Origin of the sequence: Paraburkholderia guartelaensis (assembly GCF_004353905.1) — a bacterium.
GTDB lineage: Bacteria > Pseudomonadota > Gammaproteobacteria > Burkholderiales > Burkholderiaceae > Paraburkholderia > Paraburkholderia guartelaensis.
The window spans coordinates 1-3050 of the sequence record NZ_SMOD01000122.1 but is presented as its reverse complement, the minus strand read 5'-3'; the positions used below and the strand labels follow the sequence as shown (position 1 = coordinate 3050).

The 3050-nt window shown below is 57.6% G+C and carries 3 protein-coding genes and 1 pseudogene; 2 read left to right on the top strand and 2 right to left on the bottom strand.

Features of this window, described 5'->3' with window-relative positions:
* Nucleotides 1-352, bottom strand: a pseudogene (locus E1N52_RS43295) (ornithine cyclodeaminase family protein); the annotation flags it as partial.
* 206 nt (nucleotides 353-558) lie between these two features.
* On the opposite strand from E1N52_RS43295, the gene E1N52_RS43290 reads away from it, so the two are divergent.
* Together E1N52_RS43290 and E1N52_RS43285 are read left to right on the top strand one after the other, a co-directional pair.
* Nucleotides 559-1341, top strand: a complete 783-nt coding sequence (locus tag E1N52_RS43290; RefSeq protein ID WP_133191199.1) for a transporter substrate-binding domain-containing protein — start codon at nucleotides 559-561, stop codon at nucleotides 1339-1341.
* A gap of 91 nt (nucleotides 1342-1432) precedes the next feature.
* Nucleotides 1433-2557 (top strand): aminotransferase, encoded by a 1125-nt coding sequence (locus E1N52_RS43285; RefSeq protein ID WP_133191197.1) that lies wholly within the window; start codon nucleotides 1433-1435, stop codon nucleotides 2555-2557.
* Between the two features lie 112 nt (nucleotides 2558-2669).
* Here the strand turns inward: E1N52_RS43285 and E1N52_RS43280 are convergent.
* On the bottom strand, nucleotides 2670-3050 hold a 381-nt coding region (locus E1N52_RS43280; protein WP_205965778.1), incomplete at its 5' end, for a helix-turn-helix domain-containing protein.

Sequence of the window (3050 nt, the reverse complement as noted above, 5' to 3'; positions counted from 1 at the left end):
CCGCGGTCCGTTCAGCCGTCAGCAGGCCGGAGTCGCACCACATGAGCGGACGCCCGGTTTCCATCGACATCAGTGCAGTCCATGCCGTGACGATGGGACCAGCGCTAGTCGGCACATAGGGGGACAGTTTCGCGCCGAACACCCGCTCATCCGCCAGGGTCCCCAGATAGGTAATGAAATCGCCAGCGTTTTCGGGAAAAAGCGTTAGCGTCTGCGGTGGCTGCACCGCACGACCGTTCGCCAGGGAATGAAACATCCGCGCCAGTGCACCGCGGGTATCCAGTTCCGGCAATGCAGCACGAACCCGTGCCTCATCCAGCACGCACGGCAAATTGTTCGGTTGAGCATTCATCTAGTGATTCCGGGCCGCACCCGCTCCATCCAATGAAATAGAGTTTTTAGTCTACTATGGACATTTAGTTTTTGGAAGCGGATACTTGTCGAAATTGTCTCTCATGGACAATTCGTCTACCTCTTCTCGTAACGCGAGGTAGTCTGCAGAGGTCTGCGGACCAATATCAGGTTACGGCCCCGTACTAGATCATCATCGGAGTTGATATGAATATGAAGCATCTTGTTTGCGCCGTCGCCGTGAGCTTGGGGGCGGCAGGATTCGCGTTCGCCGAAGGCAACGCAGTACTCAGAATCGGCATCGAAGCCGCCTACCCCCCATTTGAAAGCAAAACGGCGGCCGGACAACTTCAGGGTTTTGATATCGACGTCGGCAACGCCGTTTGCGCAAAGATGCAGGTCAAGTGCATCTGGGTAGAAAATGCCTTTGACGGTCTGTTGCCAGCCCTGCAGGCACGCAAGTTCGATCTCGTCAACTCGGCCATGAACATCACGGCAAAACGGGAGCAGATCGTCGACTTCACGCCAGCGATCTATGTCGTCCCGATGGTCCTCGTCGCGCGAAAGAACTCCGGGCTCCTTCCTCAGGCTGACTCGCTGAAGGGTAAGCGCATCGGCGTTCTGCAAGGAGCAGTTCAGGATGATTTTGCCCAGCGCAACTGGAAACCGCACGGCGTAGAGATCGCGGAGTATTCGGACCAGAATCAGGTTTACGCTGACCTGGCGGCGGGCCGTCTCGACGGCTCGGTTCAGGAATATCAGACAGCACGTGAGGGCTTTCTGGACAAGCCGGAGGGGCGTGACTATGCGATCGTTGGCGCGCCACTGGAAGACCCTGTGACTCTCGGGAACGGCGTTGGTTGGGCATTCAGAAAGCAGGACGCAGCGCTGCGCAGCCGTGTTTCCAACGCCCTGGCTAAACTGAGAGCAGATGGGACGCTGAGCAGCCTGTCAAACAAGTACTTCAACCGGGACATCATCGCCAAGTAACATCCAAAACGAAGCCTACACAGAACGCGTCGTTTTACTCTGTAAGCGGCCTCGGTCTGGCCGCTCAATTCAAAGTCAAGAGGGAACAGTCATGAAGATCAAGGAATTCGCCGTCGAGCGCTGGATGGATCAATACGAGAACCAGTGTACGTATAACCTCGCAGAGACCTGCGTCGAATCTATGACGGTCGATGAACTTCTCACGATGACGGGCCGCCAGACATCGGTGCTCGACGAATTGCGGCCGATGAAGCTGACCTACGGTGCGATCGAAGGCACGCAACGCCTGCGCGAAGCCATTGCCGCCACGTACGCGCGACAATCTGCTACCAACATAATCGTGACGCACGGCGCAATCGGCGGTAACGCCCTCATCTATGAGACGCTGATCGAACCCGGTGATACCGTGATTTCGGTTCTGCCGACCTATCAGCAACACTATTCGATTCCGGCAAGCTACGGCGCAAACGTGAAGACCTTGAAGCTTCGAGAGGAAAACGCGTTCCTGCCGGATCTCAACGAACTTGAGTCGCTCGTCGACGACAAGACGCGCCTCATCGCGATTAACAACCCGAACAATCCGACCGGATCGCTGATGGACGAAGCGTTCCTCGGCAAGATCGTCGAGATCGCACGGCGCTGCGGCGCGTACCTGCTCTGCGACGAAGTCTATCGCGGGACCGACCAGGTTGGCAGCGGCTACAGTCCGTCTATCGCCGACCTCTACGAGCGCGGCATCAGTACGGCGAGCATGTCGAAGACTTACTCGCTCGCCGGGCTGCGTCTGGGCTGGATCGCCGGCCCGGTCGAGCTGATTCACGCAGTCGCCGTACATCGCGACTACAACACTATCAGCGTCGGCATGATTGACGACTACTTCGCGACGCTCGCGCTCGAACATCGCGACGCGATCCTGAAGCGCAACCACGATATCGTGCGCACCAATCTTGCCATTTTGGAAGCGTGGGTCGAACGCGAGCCGATGATTTCGTGGATCAAGCCGAAGTCCGGAACGACAGCGTTACTCAAATACGCGTTCGATATGCCGTCGCGCCAGTTCTGCACGGACTTGCTCGACGCAACGGGCGTGATGTTTACGCCGGGCAGCGCGCTCGACATGGAAGGTTATGTGCGCATCGGGTATACGAACAACCGGACTGTTCTGGAAAAAGGTCTCGCGCGCGTGTCCGACTTCCTGCGCAGCAAAGTCAGCTGATTCCCTTCAACTGATCGTTCGGGCAGGCCCGACCGCTGCCCGGATCAACTTCCTACACCGCGGCGTATCGTGACGCCTGCGCTCGTCCCGCGGTGCCGCTTACCCAGGTGCGTCACACATCTTCGCGCATTTGCTTCAAGTGCTTGTAAACAGTCGCCCGCCCCATATCAAGGACATTGGCGATATAGTTCGCCGCACTCTTTCCGTTGAATGCCCCTTCTGCATACAAGGCTTCCACGAGCTCGCGCTTGTGGTCACGCGAAAGCGAATTGAGTGCGAGCTGCCGCTCGCGCAACCAACCATGCAGGAATGAGTTGATCCGCTCCTGCCAATCGTCCTTGAACAGTTCCTCCGGCGGTCGCACCAGCCCGGCGCCCGTGATGAACAAGTCGAGTACCTTTTTGACGTCGTCGAACGCCGCGACATTGAAGTTAATGCACATAACGCCGACGGCGTCCGACGACTCACTGGGCAGCAGCATACTCACACATCG

Bases quoted from the DNA above. Each gene is read 5' to 3' on its own strand.
- E1N52_RS43290 (WP_133191199.1), top strand. From the start codon at position 559: ATGAATATGAAGCATCTTGTTTGCGCCGTCGCCGTGAGCTTGGGGGCG.
- E1N52_RS43285 (WP_133191197.1), top strand. From the start codon at position 1,433: ATGAAGATCAAGGAATTCGCCGTCGAGCGCTGGATGGATCAATACGAG.